Here is a 19,547-nt window from a genome sequence, read left to right as displayed (position 1 = left end):
GATTGCTTCGCTACGCTCGCAATGACGAATGTCAGCGGAAGAAGATCACCGTCTGCACCAGGAAGAGCGGGATCAGGATCGCGCCCGACCAGAGCATGTAGCCGAAGAAGCTCGGCATCGCGACCTTGCGGTCCTTGGCGATGGCGTAGACCATGAAATTGGGGGCGTTGCCGATATAGGTGTTGGCGCCCATGAAGACGGCGCCGGCCGAGATCGCGGTCAGCGTCAGGGCACCGGTCGTCATCAAAGCCTGCGCATTGCCGCCGGCGAGCTCGAAGAAGACGAGATAGGTCGGCGCATTGTCGAGGAAAGACGACAGGCCGCCGGTCAGCCAGAAATAGGCAACGTTGTTGTTGCTGCCGTCGGGATTGCTGACGAGGGCGACCAGCGGCGCGAAGGCGCCATTGCGGCCGGCCTGCAACATGGCGAGCACCGGAATGATGCAGGCGAAGATGCCGGCGAAGAGCTTGGCCACCTCCTTGATCGGCCCCCAGCTGAACTCGTTGCCGGCCCGGACCGGCTTCGGCGTCAGGACGAGCGAGAGCCCGGCGAGCCCGAGCAGGACGAGATCGCGCACGACGTTCTGCAATTCGACATGGACGCCATGGATGTCGAAGATGACGCCCGGCTTCCAGTTCGCCGACATCAGGATGGCGAGGATGACGCCGCCAAGCAGGAGAATATTGACCTTGCCGAACAGCTTGATGGCGCGATCCGGCGTGGGGTCGCGCAGCGGCGGATAGTTCTCCTCCTTGCGGAAGAAGTAGCTGTCGAGCGCGTAGAACACAGCGAGCAGGACGGCGACCGCGAACAGAGTCTCCGGCAGCAGATGCGTCGTCGTCCAGAAGAAGGAGACGCCGCGCAGGAAGCCGAGGAAGAGCGGGGGATCGCCGAGCGGCGTCAGCGAGCCGCCGATGTTCGAGACCAGGAAGATGAAGAAGACGACGACATGGACGTTGAAGCGCCGGTCGTCATTCGCGCGCAGCACCGGGCGGATCATGATGATCGAGGCGCCGGTGGTGCCGACGAAGCTCGCCATCAGCGTGCCGATCGCGAGCAGGGCGGTGTTGGTCGCCGGCGTGCCGTGCAGATTGCCGGTGATCAAGATGCCGCCCGCGATGGTGAACAGCGCGAACAGCAGGATGATGAACGGGACATATTCGAGCAGTCCCGTATGCAGCAGCGCGCCAAGCGCCGGATCGAAGCCGCGGAAAAGGACGAGCGGCACGACGACCAGCACCGCCCAGAAGGCGGCGAACTTGCCATAGTTCAGCTCCCAGAAATGCGGGAACAGGATCGGCCCGAGCGCGATCGAGAGCAGCATGCCGGCGAAGGGCAGGGCCCAGGCGACGCCCATGCTGGCGCCACCTATATCGCCGGCAGCAAAGGCGGCCTGAGGAACGAGCATGAACAGGAACGCCGCGCCGGCAAGCTTCGTCAGCATCGAGATCGGCCCTTCCCCTGCCCGCTTGCCGCGGGACGTCGTCACCCCATCACTGCGACGGTTATAGCAAGGCTATGGGAGCGACAACCGGGCGATCGCCACCATTATGCCGGCATTCATTCTCATGGAATAATCTTCTCCTGCGGCGTCCCGCCCGCAGCTGATTCGGGACCACCATGTGCCGTTTCCTCGCCTATGCCGGCGCTCCGGTCTTCCTCGAGGACTTCATCGCCTCGCCCTGCCATTCGCTGATCCACCAGTCGCTGCATGCCGAGGAAGCCAAGACCGGCACCAATGGCGACGGCTTCGGCGTCGGCTGGTACGGCGAGCGGGCCGAGCCCGGCCAGTATCGCGAGATCAGGCCGGCCTGGTCGGATGAGAACCTGCTCTCGATCGCGCGCCTGGTGCGCTCGCACCTGTTCTTCGCGCATGTGCGCGCCGCGACCGGCACCGCCTCGACCCGGGCGAACTGCCATCCCTTCGTCCATGGCCGGCACCTCTTCATGCATAACGGCCAGATCGGCGGCTACGCCGTGATCAAGCGGCGGCTCGAAAGCCTGATCCCCGATGCGCTTTATGACGCCCGCGTCGGCACCACCGATTCGGAGGCATTGTTCCTGCTGGCTCTCGCGCGCATCGCCGAGGGCGCCGCGCCGGGCGATGCGCTCGCCGGGGCGCTTGGCGACGCGCTCGCGCTGATGCAGGAGGCCGGCGTGCAGGAGCCGCTGCGCTGCGCCGCCGCGCTCGCCGATGGCGAGACGATCCATGCGATACGCTGGTCGTCCGACACAAGGCCGCCGACGCTCTATGTCTGCAATCGCGGCGATGCGGTGGTGATCGCCTCCGAGCCGGTCGATGCCGCCCGCGACTGCTGGCAGGCTTTGCCCTGCAACACGCTGGTCTCGGTGAAGGCCGGCACGGTCAGCATGACGCCGTTCGAGGTCGGATTGCGGCAAGCGGCCTGAACCGGCTTGCACCATGCCGCTGCCTGCGCCACATCGCGGGTGCATGCGCGCCTTCGACACAGCCCTTCCGATCGACGCGGTTCTCGATGCCCTCGCCGCTTCGCTGCGCGAGACGCCGAACGCCGTGCTCGTAGCCCCGCCCGGCGCCGGCAAGACGACGCGCGTGCCGCTCGCGCTGCTGGACGAGCCCTGGGCCAAAGGTGGCAAGCTGATCGTGCTGGAGCCGCGGCGCCTCGCAGCCCGCGGCGCGGCCAACCGCATGGCGCAGACGCTGGGCGAGCGCGTCGGCGAGACGGTCGGCCTGCGCGTCCGGCTCGGCTCCAAGATTGGCCCGAAGACGCGGATCGAGGTCGTCACCGAAGGCGTCTTCGCAAGGATGATCCTCGACGATCCCGCGCTCGACGGCATCGCCGCCGTGCTGTTCGACGAGTTCCACGAGCGCTCACTAGATGCCGATTTCGGGCTGGCGCTGGCACTCGATGCCCAGGCCGGCCTGCGCGAGGATTTGCGCATCCTGGTGATGTCGGCGACGCTGGACGGGGCGCGGGTCGCCAGGCTGCTCGGCGATGCCCCGGTGATCGAGAGCGAAGGCCGGGCCTATCCGGTCGAGACCCGCTATCTCGGCCGCGACCCGCTGAAGCGGATCGAGGATCAGGTCACCGAAGCTGTATTGCAGGCGCTGAACGAGCAGGCCGGCTCGCTGCTCGTCTTCCTGCCGGGGCAAGGCGAGATCCGCCGTGTCGAGGAGCGGCTGCGCGAGAAGATCCGTGATCCCGCCACCGAGATCGCGCCGCTCTATGGCGCGCTCGACCAGGCTGAGCAGGACCGCGCCGTGCTGCCAGCGCCGAAGGGCAAGCGCAAGGTCGTGCTCGCCACCGCGATCGCCGAGACCTCGCTGACGATCGAGGGCGTGCGCGTCGTGATCGATTCCGGCCTCGCCCGGGTGCCGCTCTACGAGCCCGATATCGGCATTACCCGCCTCGTCACCCAGCGCGCCAGCCGGGCGGCCTGCGACCAGCGCAGAGGCCGGGCCGGCCGCACCGAGCCCGGCATCTGCTACCGGCTCTGGGAGGAGGCGGCGAACGGCGCTCTAGAAGCCTTCGCCCGGCCGGAAATCCTTTCGGCCGACCTCGCTCCGCTCCTGCTCGACTGCGCCGCCTGGGGCGTCTCCGATCCGACCACGCTCGCCTTCCTCGATCCGCCACCGGCACCGGCGCTGAAGGAGGCACGGACGCTGCTGGGCGATCTCGACGCGCTCGATCCGGACGGCCGCATCACCAAGGACGGCAAGGCGCTGCAGGAGCTGCCATTGCCGCCGCGACTGGCGCATATGATCGTCGGCGCAGCCCATCACCGCCAGGCCGAGCCGGCCGCCATGCTGGCGGCCCTGCTCGTCGAGCGTGGATTAGGCGGCGATGCGATCGACCTGTCCGAGCGGCTGGAGCGGTTCGGCCGCGAGCGCGGCGGCCGCGCCGGCGACATGCGCCGCCTCGCCGAAGGCTGGGCCAGGCAGGCGGCAAGCAAGGTGAAGGCTGGCGCGGAGCAGCCGCTCTCGCCCGGCTTCCTGCTCGGTCTCGCCTTCCCCGACCGCGTCGCCAAGGCGCGCCAGCCCGGCTCCGGCCAATATCTGCTCGCCAATGGCCGCGGCGCCGCGCTCGAACCCGGCCAGAGGCTGGCGCGCGAGCCCTACCTCGTCATCGGCGAGATGACGGGGTCGGCGCAACAGGCGCGCATCCTCAGCGCCGCCGCGATCAGCGAGGCCGAGATCGCCGCGCTCGCCGCCTCAGGCCTGATCCGGATCGGCCTGTCGGAGCGCAATGAAACCGTGTTCGACCGGCAGGCGCGGGCACTGCGGACCCGCGCAGCGCGGAAATACGGCGCGCTGGTGCTAGCCGAGCGGCCTTTGCCGGTCGAGGCTTCCCCGGAGAATGCCGAGGTGCTGGCGAAGGGCATCGCTACGCTCGGCATCGAGACGCTGCCCTGGAGCAAGGCGCAGGCGCAGTTGCGCGAGCGCGTCGCCTTCCTGCGCGCAGCGGAAGGCGAGGATGCGGGCTGGCCGGACCTGTCGGACGCCGGCCTCGCCGACGGCGCCACCGACTGGCTCGCACCGCATATCCTAGGGCGAAGCTCGCTGACAGCGATCACGCCGGGCGATCTCGATGCGGCATTCGCGACCTTGCTTCCCTGGGAGCTGAAGCGGCGGCTCGATGCGGAGGCGCCGACGCATTTTGCGGCGCCGACCGGTTCGCAGCTCGCCGTCGACTATGGCGCCGAGGCCGGGCCGACGATCTCGGTCCGCGTGCAGGAGCTCTACGGACTGGCGCAGCACCCTTCATTGGCTGGCGGACGGGTGCCGCTGGTGCTGGAGCTCCTGTCGCCGGCGCACCGGCCGATCCAGGTGACGCGCGACCTGCCCGGCTTCTGGCGGGGCTCCTGGGCCAGCGTGAAGGCCGAGATGAAGGGGCGCTATCCGCGCCATCCCTGGCCGGACGATCCTGCCGTGGCGCCGCCGACGACCCGCGCCAAGCCGCGGGGGACGTGAGGCGTCAGCCGCCGAACAGGCGCTCGAAGAAGTTCTTTTCCTGCGGTGCTGGCGGCGTCCAGGCGCGATCGCCGGACGCAGCCTGTTGGGTCCTTGGCGAGGGCGCGACGCCGGCGACCGGCTCGCCCGTATCGAAGATCGACTTCGGTGCCGACTGCCAGAGCCCGCCCGGCAATTGCACCGGCTGCTGGCCGGCATGGGCCGCCTTCATGTACTTGCCCCAGATCTCGGCCGGCAGGCCGGCGCCGGTGACGCGCTTCATCGTCGAGTTGTCGTCGTTGCCGACCCAGACGGCGGTGACGAGGCGTCCGGTGAAGCCGACGAACCAGGCGTCGCGATAATCCTGCGTCGTGCCCGACTTGCCGCCGACTTCCCAGCCGGGGAGGTTGACCTTGCTGCCGGTGCCGCCGGTCATCACCGCGTGGAACATCGAATTCATCATCGACAGCGTCTGCGGCTGGATCACCGGGCCGAAATTATTGGCCTTGCGGGCATAGACGACCTTGCCGCTCGTCGACCTGACCTCGCGGATCACATAGGGCAGCACCGACTGGCCGCCATTGGAAAAGGTGGCATAGGCGGCGGTCATCTCGAGCGGCGTCACCTCCGAGGTGCCGAGCGACAGCGACGGATTGGGCTGCAATGACGAGTTGATGCCGAGGCGCTGGGCCGTACGCACGACCTCACGCGGCGTCACCTCCTGGATCAGGCGCGCCACGACGGTGTTGAGCGAATGGGCAAAGGCGGTCTGCAACGTGACCGGCCCGCGGAAGGTGCGCGAGAAATTCTCCGGCTCCCAGCCCTTGATCGAGACCGGGGAATCGTCGCGGATCGTATCCGGCGTCAGGCCCTTCTCGATCGCCGTGAGATAGACGAAGGGCTTGAAGGACGAACCCGGCTGGCGATGCGCGGCCGTGGCGCGGTTGAACTGGCTCTTGGTGTAGTCGCGCCCGCCGATCAGGGCACGGATCGCGCCATCCGGTGCCAGCGAGACCACCGCGCCCTGCGAGGCGTTGAGCTTGGCGCCCTGCGCCGAGAGCGCTTCGACCAGGATCGTTTCGGCGCTGGTTTGCAGTCTGGTGTCGACCGTGGTCAGCACGGTGACGTCGCCCTCGACCGCGCCGATGAAGTCGTCGAGCACGTCCATGACATAGTCGGCGGCATAGTTGACCGAGCCGGCGCCAACGCGCTCGGGCACCTCGGCCGGCGCGCCGAGCGCGGTCTTGGCCGCTGATTGCGAGATCAGGCCCTGCTCGGCCATCGCCGAGATCACCAGCTGGGCGCGCTTCTCGGCGGCTTCCGGATTGCGATTGGGCGCGAGACGAGAAGGCGCCTGGACGAGGCCGGCCAGCATCGCCGCCTCGGCGATCGTGACAGAGCGCGCGGACTTGTTGAAATAGCGCTGCGCCGCCGCCTCGACGCCATAGGCGCCCGAGCCGAAATAGACGCGGTTGAGATAGAGTTCGAGAATCTGGTCCTTGGTGTAGGTCCGCTCCAGCCAGAGCGAGAGGATCGCTTCCTGGATCTTGCGGGCGGCGGTGCGCTCCTGGGTCAGGAACAGGTTCTTGGCGAGCTGCTGCGTCAGGGTCGAGCCGCCCTGCACGCCGCCGCGCTTGGTCAGGTTGTTGACAACGGCGCGGGTCAGGCCGATTGGGTCGATGCCGAAATGGTCGTAGAAGCGCCGATCCTCGATCGCGACGAAGGCCTTGGGCAGATAGGGCGGGACTTCGCCGATGGTGATGGTGCGCCCGCCGGTCTCGCCGCGATTGGCCAGCAGCGTGCCGTCCGCCGCTAGGATCGCGATGTTCGGCGGCCGCTTCGGCACGGTGAGCTGGTCGATCGGCGGCAATTGCGCGGCGTGGTAGGCGACGACACCGCCAACGGCGAGCACGGCCCAGAGCCCGAGCACGAAGCCCCAGTAGAAGATGCGGCCGAAGAAGGAGCCGCGCTTGCGACGCTGCTTGCGGCCCTTGCTGCGCTCATTCTGCTGGCGGCGCGGTTGCTGGCGCGGTGCCACCGGATTCTTTCCTCCACGATAGGGGCGGTCCTCGGCCGAAAGGCGCAGATCGCCGTCGTCGCGCTCGTAATCGTCGCGCGCACGCTCGAATGACGGCTCGCGCCGCTCACCGCCTCGTCTTGACCGGTCGTTCATCCCGCCCCGTTCAGGCCCCGCCACCGCGCCGCGATCCGCAGCCCGGTGATTTCCAGACAGGATTCAAACATGGCGCTTTTAAGGGGTGGTTAAGCCCGATTTCGACGAATTTTCTGCAATGGTGAACGAAGCCAGGGCTGTTGCGGATTTGCCGCTCGGTGATTTTGCTGCGCTGCAAACGAAAACGTGACTTGATCGACGTTGTTTGCACAGAGACAAGCGCGAAGCGATGAATGAGACTTCTTCGCCAGCAAACCCAATCACTTAGCAAATTTTTCCAATTCGAAACCGGACGGAAGGCAACCCGCCCATGCAGGCTCTCAACTCCCTGAATCGCTATGCACCCCACGCGCTCGCGCTGCTGCGCGTCGCAACCGCGTTGATCTTCATCGCCCATGGCACGCAGAAGCTGTTCGGCTTTCCGGCGCCGCCGGCCAGCGGCCTGCCGGCAGCGTTCACGCTGTTCTGGTTCGGCGCGATCCTCGAGGCTTTCGGCGGCCTGCTGATCCTGATCGGCCTGTGGACCCGGCCCGTCGCCTTCATCCTCGCGGGCGAGATGGCCTATGCCTACTGGATGTTCCATGCGCCGCGCAGCGTCTACCCGCTGCTGAACAATGGCGACGCCGCGATCCTCTACTGCTTCATCTTCTTCTATCTGGTCTTCGCCGGCGCCGGCGCCTGGGCGCTCGACAACCGCTCGAAGTGACCTGCGCATAGCCTGAAACGAAGAAGGCCCGCCCTCGCTGAGGGCGGGCCTTCCTGATTCTGCAACAGTCAGATCAGACCGCGGCCGAGATCCAGCGCGACAGGTCGCTCTTGGGGGCAGCGCCGACCTTCTGCGAGGCCAGCTTGCCGTCCTTGAACAGCATCAGCGTCGGGATCGAGCGGATGCCGAACTGGGCCGGGATCTGCTGGTTCTCGTCGACGTTCATCTTGACGATCTTGACCTTGCCATCGAGCTCGCCGGCGATCTCCTCGAGGGCCGGGCCGATCATCCGGCAGGGGCCGCACCACTCGGCCCAGAAGTCCACCACCACCGGCTCAGCTGACTTCAGCACGTCGGCTTCGAAGCTCGCATCGGTCACTTTGGTCGTCGCCATGGCTCATCGCCTTTCGATTCGCATGCGGCAACAACGCCGCTATTCGTCGCCGAAGCTATGAACGAGCAGCCGCAGGGTCAAGGCTGGCTCACCTTCCGGTGAAGCGGGGCTGATCTGCCATTGTCGCCAGGGCGGCATCGAGCAGCTCGGCTGAGGGCTCAAGCGGCTTGAGGCTCACCGTATAGATCGCCACCGCTCTGACGTGCCGCCCGGGATAGATCTCCGCGACCAGCCGGCGATAGACCGCGAGCTGCGCCAGGGTCGACGCCGGCAGCGCCGCGGCGTCCTGCGGCGGGCGGGCCGCGGTCTTGAAATCGGCGATCAGCACCTCGCCATCGCCGACCGCGAGCCGGTCGATCCGGCCCTGCACCGGCCGCTTGCTGCCATCGGCCAAGGTGATCTCGCCAGCGAGCGGCACCTCTGCCAAGCTACCCGGCCCGAAGAGCCCGCCGAACTCCGGCGCGGCGATCAGCGCGAGCGCATCGTCGACGATCTTGGTGCGACGCTCCTCAGCGATCGAGCCACCGCGCGCCTCCGCCAGCGCACGAGCCGTACCGAGGCGCCGCTCCGGCGGCACCTCGGGAAGGACCTGCAACAGGAGATGCGCGAGCCGGCCGGCCGCTGCCGCGTTGGCGAGGAAGGGTCCGTCATGCGGACGCTGCTGCGCATCGGCGGCGGAGAGCGCGCTCGACGGTCGCAAGGGTGGCGCCGGCTCGGCCTCTTCGGGTGCGGAGCGCATAAGCCAGTCCGGCAGCGCAGCCGCAGCCCGTGTGGCGGCTGCGTCCTCAGCTGCCCCTTCTCCTGGCTGCGAGACCATGAAACGGCGGATCTCGCCGTCGCCGTCGGGCGCCGGCACATCGCGCAACCAAGGCTCGGAGCCGGCGAGGCCGAGCTCGGCCATGGCGTACCAGGAGCCCTCGGGCGCCTCGCCCTTGGCCTGCACGCCGCAAAGGATCAGGCGCTCCTCCGCGCGTGTCAGGGCGACATAGAGCAGGCGATGATGCTCCTCGACCATCTGCGCGACGATCGCGTCCTTGGCGCGCCGCATCGCCGCGGGATCATCGGCCCGCTTGCTCGGCCAGACCGGCACCTGCTCGCCGCGAGGCGGCTCGACCGCCATCAGCTTCGGCAGACGCCGTTCGCCCGGCGCGATGCCGAGATCGGCGAGGATGACGACCGGCGCCTCCAGCCCCTTCGAACCGTGCACGGTCATGACCCGGACCTCGCCGGCGCTGGCCGAGAGATCGCGCTTCACCTGCGTCGCCACCGCGCCGATATGATGCAGGAAGCCGGCGAGCGAGGGGCCGTAGCGCCGCTCATGGTCGAGCGCGGCGGATAGGAAAGCGTCGAGGGCATCGCCCGCTTCGGGGCCGAGCCGGGCGAGCGCGAGATTGCGGCCCCCACCCGGGCCGAGCAGGCCGGCGAAGAAGCGGAACGGGCCGCAGCGCCCGGCCTCCTCGGCGAGTTCGGTCAGGCGCGCCTCGATCGCGGCGTAGCGCGGCTCAGCTTTCGCCGCCTGCCGGAAGGCGTCGCGCAGCGAGCCTTTCCGTTCCGGCGCGAGCCGCATCAGGTCGTCGTCATCGAGGCCGAAAAGCGGCGTCTTCAGCGTGATCGCCAGCGAGAGGTCGTCCTGCGGCAGCAGGATCGCACGCCCGAGCGCGACGAGGTCCTCGACGGCTGGATGGTCGGCGAGCGTCAGGCGGTCGCGGCCAGCGACCGGCACTTCGCGATCCTTCAGCGCCTTGACGATCGCCTCGAACAGCGCGCCGCGCTGGCGCAGCAGGATCATCACGTCGCCCGGCCTGAACGGCCGGCCGATATCGTCGCGGCCGGCCTCGCTCCAGCGCTTCAGCACATCGGCGATGCGGGTGGAGAGCTTGACCAGTCCGGAGCGGCGCTCGGGCGCATCGACCGGCGCCGTCCAGGCATCGGGCTTCTCGCCGGCATCATCGGCCGAAACCGGCCAGAGATCGACCGCCCCGACCGAGGCGCGCCTGACCGTGTCGTGCCGTTCCGGCCCGGCGCCGCCGTCGAAGACGAGACCGCGCCAGTGCTCCTTCGGCGCGAACACCGCATCGACGGCGCGCATGATGTCGGGGGCCGAGCGGAAGGAGGTGGTGAGGTTGATCGGCTCGAAGCGCTGCCCGGCTTCCTGGAGGCGCCGGCCGAGCAGCCGTCGCTCCTCGCTGAAATGAGCGGGCGCCGCGCCCTGAAAACCGTAGATCGACTGCTTCTCGTCACCGACGACGAAGACGGTGCGCGGGCGGACCAGTTCGCGCGCGCCCTCGCCCGCCGAGAATTCCTCGGCGAGCCGGCGCAGGATCGCCCATTGCGCCTCGCTGGTGTCCTGGGCTTCGTCGAGCAGGATGTGGTCGATGCCGGCGTCGAGCTTGTAGAGCGCCCAGGCCGGATCGACCCGGTCGAGCAGCGAGCGCGTCCTGGCGATCAGGTCGTCATAATCGAGCAGCGAGCGCTGCGCCTTCAGGCGGCGATAGGCGGAAAGGATATGCGTCACCAGCACGGCGAGCGCGGCGCTGCGCTCGCGCACGGCGATGGCGTTGAGCTGGTCGATCGCTTCGGTCAGGCAGGCGGCGAGCGCATCGAGCGCCGCGTCGAGATCGGCCGGCAGGGCGCTGTTGCCCTTGCCACGGACATGCTGGGCGACATTGCCTTCGGCCGTGAGCAGGCCGGCGCGGCAGGCCGCGACAGGATCGACGTCCGGTGCGTCCGAGAGGGCGAGGCGGATCGCCGCCGCCGCCTTGGCGCGCGTCGCGCTGCCGGCCTCGAAGGCAGCGACAAGCCGCTCGAGATCGGGCAGGCCAGCCAATTCGCGCTGGAAGCGCTCGCGCACCGTCTCAGCCGTCAGCTCCGGCGCGATGCCGAGGAAGGCGCTGAGCCCTGCGACGATCTCCTCCGGCCTGCGCGCCCGGCCTTCCGCATCGCTGAACACGGCGCGCTGGTGCAGCGCCTCGCGCATGATCTGGTCGAAGGTGTCCTGCGCCGCATGCTCGGCCATGAAGCGCAGCGCCTGCGCCTGCGGCCCGTCGGGATCAGCCTCGGCGGCGGCGAGCAGATCGCGCCGGGCGTCGCGCATCAATTCGTCCTGGGCGAGATCGTCGGCGACCTCGAAGCGCGGCGGAACGTTGGCCTCGAAGGGCGCGCTCTGCAGCACGCGGGTGCAGAAGGCGTGGATGGTCTCGATCTTGAGGCCGCCCGGCGTCTCCAGCGCCTGCGCGAACAGCCGCCGTGCCCGGCTGATGTCGCTCGCGGCCGGGAGCTGTCCCGTCAGCGCCGACAGGGCCGCCCATAGCACCGAATCCGAGGCGACGGCCCAGACCGAGAGCGCCCGGAACACCCGGTTCGACATGTTGGCGGCGGCGGCCTTGGTATAGGTGATGCAGAGCATCCGGCCGGGCGCTACGCCATCCAGCAGCAGACGCAGCACGCGGTTGACCAGCACGTGCGTCTTGCCCGAGCCGGCATTGGCCGAGACCCAGGCGCTGAGATCGGGCTCGGCCGCAAGCGCCTGGTTGCGCCGCGTCTGCTCGGGGATGGTCCAGCCGGCCGGCGTCATGCCTCGTCTCCGGCATCGCCGCCGAGATCGGGCGCCGCCGACCATTCCTTGACCCGGGCGAGTTGGTCATAAGGGCTGGCGTATTTGATGTAGGCCGGGGCGCGGCGCGACAGCCAGGGCTCGCGGCCGGCGCGCAAGACAGCGAGATGGTCGAGCAATTGCGCGAGATGGCGGGCGGTGACATCGGCCTGCGCCTCGTCCTTGAACGACAGCTTCTTGTCCTTCTCCCAGCTCTTGGGGTCGTGGTTGAGCCGCAGATAGAGCAGCGCTTCGACCGGGCTCGGCAGGATGTCCGGCGAAAAGCCGTGGCGCAAAGCGAGCTCGGCTTCCAGCGTCAATTGCGGGGCGAAGCCGAGGCGGACCTGCTCCTCGCTCGGCGGCGCGCCGGTCTTGAAATCGATGATGCGCAAGGCGCCCTCGCGGGTGACCTCGACGCGGTCGGCCCGGCCGGTCAGCAGAATCGAGGAACCGTCGACCAGCGGGAATTCGGCCTGCGTGTCGCGCTCGACCGCGACGCGGGCGAGTTCCGGCCGGCGCCTTTCCTCCCAGCCGATGAAATTCTGCGCGATCAGCAGGAAGCGTGGCCACCAGAAGGCGCGGACCTCCGGCGTCTCCTGATAGGCGCGGAAGAGTCGCTCGCCGATCTCGATCAGGCTGCCGAGCGCGCCGGCCGGCACCTGCTCGGGATAGGTCTCGGCGAAGCTGCCGACGATGTCGTGCAGCAGCGAGCCGCGATCGGTCGCGCCGGGATCCTCGACCAGCTCCGGCAGGGCGTCGAGCCTGAGGATCTTGCGGGCATAGACCGCATAGGGATCGCGATAGAGCGTCTCGACCTCGGTGACGCTGAATCGCTTCGGCTGCAGATGCGCCGCCGGATAGGGCTTTGGCCGCGGTACCGGCAGGAGATCGGCTGGCTTGCCGAGCAGCGCAGCCCAGGCGGCCAGTTCGCGCCCGCGCGCCTCGGCCGCCTGCCAGGCTTCGGGCGGCGCGACCGCCTTGAGCCGCTGCCAGAAGCGCGAGGGGATCGTCTCGGCCTCGCCGGCCTTGCGGGCGCGGGTCAGCGTCACCTTGCCGGCGAGCGCCGCGGCGACGAAGTCATGCGCGGTCTGGCCGATACGCCGCTCCGGCGGCGAGAGGCCCAGTTCCGCCCGCATCGGCCGGTTGATGAAGGAATCGGTCTCGGTCGCCGGCGGCCAGACACTCTCGATCAGGCCACCGAGCACGACATGCTCGGCTTCGAGCAGGCGGGCTTCGAGCAGGCCCCAGATCTTGACGCGGGGATGGCCGGGGTCGCGGCGCTGCACGACGCGCTCGCCGATCAGGCCTTCAAGGACCGCGATCCAGTCGCGGGCGCGGCCCTCGCCAGGCGCTTCCGGCAGCGCTGCGTCGAGATCGTCGAACAGACCAGCGAGCGCCTCGCCATCCGGGCCGCGCCAGGCGAGGACCGCGCCGGCCTCGTCGCCGCTCAGCTTTTCGACCGTCCGCCGGGCCTGTGCCGCGATCTCGCGCAGTTCGGGGGCAGGACCGGCCAAGGCAGCCGCGAACGGGGCGAGCGCGTCTTCCAGCGCCGCCAGCACCTCTTCGGCCGCGCCGACATCCTCGTCTGTCAGCTTGCGGCGCGGGCGCGGGGCATAAGTTGCCGTGCGCAGCTCCGGCAGCGCCTCGAAGGCCCGGCGCAGGCCGGGGAAACCGGGGCCAACGGGCTCGCCACGCCAGCAGCCGATCTCCAGCGCCGCCGCACCTTGCCGCAGGCGTGCTTCCGTCAGCCCGAGCCGGCAGAGCGGATGGGCCAGCAGTGCAACGAGGCTCGCCGGAGAGAGCTCGCCCTCGACCGCATCGAGCGCCAACCGCAGCAGGGAGCCGACCGGCCAGCGGCCGAGTGGCAGGCCGGCGGAATCATCGGCCTGGATGCCCCAGCGCCTGAGCTCGACCGCGACGCGCTCGGCGAGGCCGCGATCGGGCGTGATCAGCGCGGCACGGGCACCCTTCTCCTCCAGCGCCTCGCGCAAGGCCAAGGCCGCGACCAGCGCCTCCTCGCGCTCATCGGCGGCTTCGACGATGCGCAGGCCGTCGAGCGCTTCGGCTGCAAGGGGCGCCGCGCCAGCCCAGTCATCGGTCACCGAGGCTGGCAGCAGAGCCCGGCGCAGCAGGTCACGGCGCGCTTCCAGCGCTGGCGACGGCTCGGCGAGGGTGATCACCTCATCCCGGCTCGCGCCGATTTCGTCGAGCAGGCGATGCAAAGCCGCCTGCGGATGCGAAGGCGCCGGCTCCTGGACGATGGCGCGCCAGCCCTGCTCGGACAGAGCCTCGTCGAGATCGGGCAGGACGACGGCGCCATTCGGGGCGCGGGCGAGCGCGGCGAGCAGGCGCGCCGTCGCCGGCACCGTGCCGGTCGAGCCCGCCGCGATCACCGGCCCGTGGAAATCGCCGGCGAGCAGGCGCTCGCGCTCAGCCGCCAGCATGCGGTTGCGGAACTCGGCCGGGTCGCATTCGGCCCGCTGTTCGAGGATCGCCGGCCAGGCTTCGGCGATGATGTCGAGGAAGCGGGCGTTGAACTGCCAGATCTCGTCGAAGCGGGCGGCATCGAGCCCTTTCAGTCGCGCCGGCGAGACGCCTTCGGTCTGCAACTGGTCGAGCAGATGGGCGAGGTCGCCAGCCAGCCCCCAGGCCTCGGCCAGGGTCGCCGGCATCAGCGAGGGCTCGGCCGGATCGAGCTTGAGGTGCTGGCGGTTGGCGGTGCGGCCCCAGGCCGAGATCAGCGTGGTCAGGATGAAGCGACGGCGTAAGGGATCGATCGGTGCGACCCGCCCGAGCGCCAACGCATCACCCGCGCCTGCGATCAGCGCCGTCTCGGCTTCGTCGACATCCCCGAGTGGGACGATGCGCGGCAGCAGCAATGGCCGGCCGCCGAGCTTTTCCGACAGGATAGTGCCAAAGGCCCGCGCCGCACGTTGCGTCGGCAGATAGAGCGTAGTGCGCGAGAGGGCGGCGGGATCACCAGGGTCGAAAGCCCGGCCGAAGCGGCCGGCGATCAGTGCCTGCGCCAGCACCGAAAGGAAGGGCGCGCCGGCCGGGATGCTGAACAGGTTGAGCCCGGCCATCGCCGCTCACCCGCTCTGATGGGCGGCGTAGGCCTGCTCCGCCAGCGGGATCGCCTCGGGCGTGCCGACATGCAGCCAGCGCCCGTCGAGCAATTGGCCGAACAGCGTTCCCTTGGCGATGCAGCGGTCGAACAGCAGGTTGAGCGAGAACGGTCCCTCCGGCGTATCGGCGAAGAGTTCCGGCTTGATGATGGCGACGCCGGCATAGACGTAAGGCGCGCTCGCAGCCTGCCCGCGCCGCGCCAGCCGGCCGGCTTCGTCGCGGAAGAAATCACCGGCGCCGTCGAAGCCGACGCTGCTCTCGCGTTCGGCGAGCAGGAGCAGCATCTCCATGCGCGCCGCATCCCAGGCAGCGGCCATGGCGGAAATGTTCGACGCTCCCCGCTCGCTCCAGAGCGAATCGGAATTGATATGGAAGAAGGGCTCGGCGCCGAGCAGCGGCAGCGCCTTCTTCACGCCGCCGCCGGTTTCGAGCAGGACGTCGCGCTCATCGGAGATGGTGATCTGCGGGCTGGTGCGGCCGGCGACGCGCGCCTCGATCTGCTCGGCGAGATAGTGGACATTGACCACGGCCTCCGCGACCCCGGCCTCGGCGAGGCGATCGAGCGCATGGTCGAGCATGGTCTTGCCGGCGATCGCCACCAGCGGCTTCGGCATCGTGTCGGTGATCGGGCGCATGCGCTTGCCGAGCCCGGCGGCGAGCACCATGGCCCGGCGGATCGGTGGCGAACCGGTCTGCATCACTGCGCGAATCTCCTGCCGGCCATATCGGCCTATCAGCCATGGCCGGCGCGATTGCTCAAGTGCGACGGGCAGATCAGAGGAAGCTGGCGATCTCGTCCAGCGGCTTCTTGCCGATCGCCGGGACGACGCAGTTCTCGGCGGGGTAGCCGACGACGAGCAGGATCAGCGCCTTCTCATTGTCGGGCCGGCCGCAGAGTTCGTTGAGGAAGTTCATCGGCGCCGGCGTATGCGTCAGCGTCGCCAGGCCCGCCTGATGCAGCGAGGCGATCAGGAAGCCGGCGGCAATGCCGACCGATTCCGGCACGTAATAATGCTTCACCTTGCGCCCTTCGGCGTCATAACCCCAGCGCTGGGCGAAGATCGCGATCAGCCAGGGCGCGGTGTCGAGGAAGGGCTTGTTCTCATCGGTGCCGAGATGGGCGAGCGCACCCAGCCATTCCTCGCCGGCTCGGCCGGCATAGAATTCACGCTCTTCCTCCTCTGCGCCTTCGCGAATCTTCTTTTTCAACTCCGGATCGGAGATGCAGACGAAGGTCCAGGGCTGCTGGTTGGCGCCGGAGGGGGCGGTGCCGGCTGTCGCGACGGCCGCCTCGATGATCTCGCGCGGCACCGGCCTGTCGGAATAGTCGCGCACCGTGCGGCGCGTCCTCATCGTCTCCAGAAACTTGAGCGCCTGCACCTTCATCTCCCCGTCGGGCAGGCCCTGGAAGGCGAGCGGCATGGTGACATAGGCGTTCATCGATTTCCTCCTGACAGCTTCTTGCGGGCACTGCTGCTTGCACAATAGACCATCCCGGCACGCAGCCCTATGGTCCCGGCCATGACGAACGACAGCTCCCAGCTCAAGCCCGGCGACCACCTCTTCCTGGTCGATGGCTCGAACTTCATCTTCCGCGCCTATTTCCAGTCGATCAACCAGGACCGGAAATACAATGCCCGCTCGGACGGGCTGCCCTCGGGCGCGGTCCGCTTGTTCGCGACGAAACTGTTCCAGTTCGTGCGCGAGGGCGTCCTCGGGGTGAAGCCGACCCATCTCGCCATCGTCTTCGACAAGAGCGAGAACTCCTTCCGCAAGGAAATCTACCCGGCCTACAAGGGCAACCGCTCCGATCCGCCGCCGGATTTGATCCCGCAATTCCCGCTGATGCGCGATGCCGTGCGCGCCTTCGGGCTGATCCCGGTCGAGCAGGACGTCTACGAGGCCGACGACCTGATCGCGACCTACGCCAAGCAGGCGCGCGAGGCCGGCGCCGACGTGCTGATCGTCTCGGCCGACAAGGATCTGATGCAGCTGGTGCGGCCGGGCGTCGCCATGTACGACCCGGCTTCGGGCGACGCCAAGAAGGGCGCGGGCTTCCGGCCGGAACGGCGCATCGGCGAGCCCGAGGTGGTCGAGTATTTCGGCGTCACGCCCGACAAGGTCACCGACGTCCAGGCGCTCGCAGGCGATGCGACCGACAATGTCCCGGGCGCGCCCGGCATCGGCATCAAGACAGCAGCGCAGCTGATCGGCGAATATGGCGACCTGGAAACCCTGCTGGCCCGCGCCGGCGAGATCAAGCAGCCCAAGCGTCGGGAAACGCTGACCAATCCCGAGGTGGTCGAGAAAGTCCGCATTTCGCACAAGCTGGTCACGCTGGTCGAGGATGTGAAGGTCGAGACGCCGCTTGGCGAGCTCACCTTGAACCAGCCCGATCCCGGCAAGCTGATCGCCTTCCTCAAGGCGATGGAGTTCACCACCATCACCAAGCGCGCCGCCGAGGCCTATGAGGCCGATGTCGGCGCGATCGATGCCGATCCCGACCTCGCCCCGGGCGGCGCCCGCGCCGCCGCGCTCAAGGCGCTCTATGCCGAGACAGATCTACCGGCCGTAGGAGCGGCCGTTGCGGTCGCGACCGATGGCGAGACGACCGTGGTCGCCGCCGCTGTGGTCGAGGGCAAGCCCGCCCCCGCCGCCGATGGCTGGCTGCGGCCGGCCGATCTTGCCGCCGCCCGCAAGGATGCGGCGATCACGGTCAAGATCGACCATTCCGCCTACGAATGCGTACGCACCATCGCCGACCTCTCACGCTGGATCGGCTGGGCCTATGAGGCCGGCTTCGTCGCGCTCGACACCGAGACGAATTCGCTCGACGTGATGCAGGCCGATCTGATCGGCATCTCGCTCGCGGTCGCGCCGGGCAAGGCCTGCTATATCCCGCTGCAGCACCGCGCCGGCGACGGGCTGTTCGATTCCGGCCTGCTCGAAGGCCAGATTCCGCTCGACCAGGCGCTGGCGGAATTGAAGCCGCTGCTCGCCGATCCCGGCGTGCTCAAGATCGGCCAGAACCTCAAATACGACATCGCCGTGTTCAACCGGCACGGCGTCGAGGTCGGCCCGATCGACGACACCATGCTGATCTCCTATGCGCTCGATGCCGGCAATGGCGGGCAGGGCATGGACCGGCTCTCGGAGGTGCATCTCGGCCACAAGCCGATCGCCTATTCGGAGGTCGCCGGCACCGGCAAGAGCCAGGTCACCTTCGACAAGGTGCCGCTCGACAAGGCGACCGCCTATGCCGCCGAGGATGCCGATGTCACGCTCCGGCTCTGGCTGGCGCTGAAGCCGCGGCTGGTGCCGGAGCGCAAGACCACGGTCTACGAGACGATGGAGCGCCCGCTGGTGCCGGTGCTGGTCCGGATGGAGCGCCGCGGCATCGCGATCGACCGGCAGATCCTGTCGCGCCTCTCCGGCGAATTCGCCCAATCGCTGGCGCGGCTCGAGGACGAGATCCACACGCTTGCCGGCGAGAAGTTCACCATCGGCAGCCCCAAGCAGCTCGGCGACATCCTGTTCGGCAAGATGGGCCTGCCCGGCGCCAAGAAGACCGCGACCGGGCAATGGGCGACCGGCGCCGGCGTGCTCGAGGACCTTGCCGAGCAGGGCAACGAACTGCCGGCCCGCATCCTCGACTGGCGCCAGCTCGCCAAACTGAAATCGACCTATACCGACTCGCTGCCCACCTATGTGAATCCGCAGACCCACCGGGTCCACACCTCCTACGCCCTGGCCGCGACCACCACCGGCCGACTCTCCTCCTCCGAGCCGAACCTGCAGAACATCCCGATCCGCACCGAGGCAGGTCGCAAGATCCGCACCGCCTTCGTCGCCGAAAAGGGCAACAAGCTGGTCTCGGCCGACTACAGCCAGATCGAGCTGCGCATCCTCGCCCATATCGCCGATATCCCGCAGCTCAGGCAGGCCTTCGCCGATGGCGTCGACATCCATGCGATGACGGCCTCGGAGATGTTCGGCGTGCCCGTCGAGGGCATGCCGAGCGAGGTGCGCCGGCGCGCCAAGGCGATCAATTTCGGCATCATCTACGGCATCTCGGCCTTCGGCCTCGCCAACCAGCTCGGCATCTCCCGCGAGGAGGCCAGCGCCTATATCCGCAAATATTTCGAGCGCTTCCCGGGGATCCGCGACTATATGGACCAGGCCCGCACCACGGTGCGCGCCAAGGGCGCGGTCGAGACCATCTTCGGCCGCGTCTGCCATTTCCCGGCGGTCGCCTCGAAGAATCCGTCCGAGCGGGCCTTCGTCGAGCGCCAGGCGATCAACGCGCCGATCCAGGGCTCGGCCTCCGACATCATCCGCCGCGCCATGATCCGGATGGAGGACGCGCTTGCCGCCGCCAGGCTCGATGCGCGCATGCTGCTCCAGGTGCATGACGAGCTGGTCTTCGAGGTCCCGGAGGGGCAGGTCGAGGCGGCGCTGCCGGTGATCCGCAAGGTCATGGTCGAAGCGCCGCAGCCGGCCGTCGCGCTCAAGGTGCCGCTCGTCGTCGATGCGCGCGCCGCCGACAATTGGGACGAGGCGCACTAACCTTACGGCCGGGAACCGTCCCATTGCTGACGCGTTGAGCTTTGCGCCGTGCGTTCCGCA

11 protein-coding genes are annotated in these 19,547 nt (G+C 68.7%); 4 read left to right on the top strand and 7 right to left on the bottom strand.

All coding sequences use genetic code 11. From position 1 onward, the window contains the following. Nucleotides 1-31: 31 nt before the first annotated feature. Nucleotides 32-1,444, bottom strand: coding sequence for a sodium:proton antiporter (locus ACQKLX_RS05345; RefSeq protein ID WP_427360672.1), 1,413 nt, complete (start codon nucleotides 1,442-1,444; stop codon nucleotides 32-34). Nucleotides 1,445-1,620: 176 nt separating this feature from the next. On the opposite strand from ACQKLX_RS05345, the gene ACQKLX_RS05340 reads away from it, so the two are divergent. Next, the gene (locus ACQKLX_RS05340) at nucleotides 1,621-2,409 is read left to right on the top strand and encodes a class II glutamine amidotransferase (protein WP_427360168.1); all 789 of its coding nucleotides are present in this window, start codon (nucleotides 1,621-1,623) and stop codon (nucleotides 2,407-2,409) included. A gap of 43 nt (nucleotides 2,410-2,452) precedes the next feature. Then, complete coding sequence (gene hrpB / locus ACQKLX_RS05335; protein ID WP_427360166.1) at nucleotides 2,453-4,951, top strand: ATP-dependent helicase HrpB; 2,499 nt, start codon at nucleotides 2,453-2,455, stop codon at nucleotides 4,949-4,951. 4 nt (nucleotides 4,952-4,955) lie between these two features. On the opposite strand, the gene ACQKLX_RS05330 is transcribed toward hrpB, so the two are convergent. Further along, entirely contained in the window at nucleotides 4,956-7,103 is a 2,148-nt protein-coding gene (locus ACQKLX_RS05330; protein WP_427360164.1) for a transglycosylase domain-containing protein, read from the bottom strand. Between the two features lie 310 nt (nucleotides 7,104-7,413). Between ACQKLX_RS05330 and ACQKLX_RS05325 the strand changes: the two genes are divergently transcribed. Then, entirely contained in the window at nucleotides 7,414-7,809 is a 396-nt protein-coding gene (locus tag ACQKLX_RS05325; protein ID WP_427360163.1) for a DoxX family protein, read from the top strand. 73 nt (nucleotides 7,810-7,882) lie between these two features. On the opposite strand, the gene trxA is transcribed toward ACQKLX_RS05325, so the two are convergent. From trxA to ACQKLX_RS05300, 5 genes are all read right to left on the bottom strand, one after another. Continuing rightward, nucleotides 7,883-8,203, bottom strand: coding sequence for a thioredoxin (trxA, locus tag ACQKLX_RS05320; RefSeq protein WP_091835207.1), 321 nt, complete (start codon nucleotides 8,201-8,203; stop codon nucleotides 7,883-7,885). Between the two features lie 88 nt (nucleotides 8,204-8,291). Continuing rightward, nucleotides 8,292-11,777 carry a double-strand break repair helicase AddA gene (addA, locus tag ACQKLX_RS05315; RefSeq protein ID WP_427360161.1) on the bottom strand — a complete coding sequence of 1,162 codons (3,486 nt, stop codon included), beginning with the start codon at nucleotides 11,775-11,777 and terminating at the stop codon, nucleotides 8,292-8,294. Continuing rightward, nucleotides 11,774-14,878, bottom strand: a complete 3,105-nt coding sequence (gene addB, locus ACQKLX_RS05310; protein ID WP_427360159.1) for a double-strand break repair protein AddB — start codon at nucleotides 14,876-14,878, stop codon at nucleotides 11,774-11,776. Before addB ends, addA begins: the two co-directional genes overlap by 4 nt. A gap of 6 nt (nucleotides 14,879-14,884) precedes the next feature. After that, nucleotides 14,885-15,619 (bottom strand): nucleotidyltransferase family protein, encoded by a 735-nt coding sequence (locus ACQKLX_RS05305; protein ID WP_427360157.1) that lies wholly within the window; start codon nucleotides 15,617-15,619, stop codon nucleotides 14,885-14,887. A 76-nt stretch (nucleotides 15,620-15,695) separates the two neighbouring features. Then, nucleotides 15,696-16,361, bottom strand: a complete 666-nt coding sequence (locus ACQKLX_RS05300) for a nitroreductase family protein (protein ID WP_427360155.1) — start codon at nucleotides 16,359-16,361, stop codon at nucleotides 15,696-15,698. A gap of 81 nt (nucleotides 16,362-16,442) precedes the next feature. On the opposite strand from ACQKLX_RS05300, the gene polA reads away from it, so the two are divergent. After that, complete coding sequence (gene polA / locus ACQKLX_RS05295; protein WP_427360154.1) at nucleotides 16,443-19,487, top strand: DNA polymerase I; 3,045 nt, start codon at nucleotides 16,443-16,445, stop codon at nucleotides 19,485-19,487. Nucleotides 19,488-19,547: the final 60 nt, after the last annotated feature.

The organism is Allobosea sp. NPDC003192 (genome assembly GCF_050275675.1).
In the GTDB taxonomy this organism is placed as follows: Bacteria; Pseudomonadota; Alphaproteobacteria; order Rhizobiales; family Beijerinckiaceae; genus Allobosea.
The sequence above is the reverse complement of the archived record's forward strand: the minus strand, read 5'-3'. Positions and strand labels throughout refer to the sequence as shown.